Here is a 944-nt window from a genome sequence, read left to right on the forward strand (position 1 = left end):
TGTTATGCCTAAGCCTCGCTCACAACAAATCAGTTTAGTAGATACCTCCTATTATCACATCTGCAGCCGTACAGTACGAAAGGCTTTTTTATGTGGCGTAGATAAGGAAACGGGTGTCAGTTTTGAACATAGACGCGCATGGATTGAAAAGAGACTACTACAATTATCTCAGGTGTTTTCTATCGATATTTGCGCCTATGCCGTCATGCATAATCATTTACATATCGTATTACATGTTAATAGTGAGCAAGTAAAAAGCTGGTCAACAGAGGAGGCACTTCAGCGTTGGCATCAATTATTTAAAGGCACACGATTAACTCAACAATATTCCAATAAACAGCATGAAAAGCCACTTGATAAGTTTCAACTCGCGACGGTTGAAAGCACAGCTGACATTTATAAACAGCGATTAATGAGTATAAGCTGGTTTATGCGCTCATTGAACGAGCCGATAGCGCGACAAGCGAACCAAGAAGATAAATGCACCGGGCACTTTTGGGAAGGACGTTTTAAATCGCAAGCACTGCTTGATGAAGGGGCGCTACTGTCGTGTATGGCTTATGTTGATTTAAACCCTGTACGTGCAGGCATTGCACCCACACCAGAGCAGTCAGACTTCACCAGTATTCAATTACGGATAAAAGCGGCAATAAAAGGCGAACAACCGCTAATGCTATTACCTTTTACGGGCAATGAACACCAACAAAAATCAACGGGTATTGGCTTTAGTTTACAAGATTACTTAACACTGGTTGATGAAACAGGGTGTATTCTGCGTGATGACCAACGTGGTGTGATTAAAGGTAAAACCACAAGCATTTTAACCAGGCTGCACATCAGTGATAAAAGCTGGTTAAAACTTACCACAGAATTTGAAAGCCTATTCACTGGCGCGGTAGGTACTGCTCAACATTTATGTGAATTTAGTGAGCATGTTGGTTTGC

General features: G+C 41.6%; 1 protein-coding gene. It reads left to right on the top strand.

From position 1 onward, the window contains the following. Window positions 1-4: 4 nt before the first annotated feature. Window positions 5-944 (top strand): transposase (locus ESZ39_RS17590; protein WP_146881199.1); only part of this gene is annotated, 940 nt, incomplete at its 3' end.

Source organism: Colwellia sp. C1TZA3 (genome assembly GCF_007954265.1).
Classification (GTDB): Bacteria; Pseudomonadota; Gammaproteobacteria; order Enterobacterales; family Alteromonadaceae; genus Cognaticolwellia.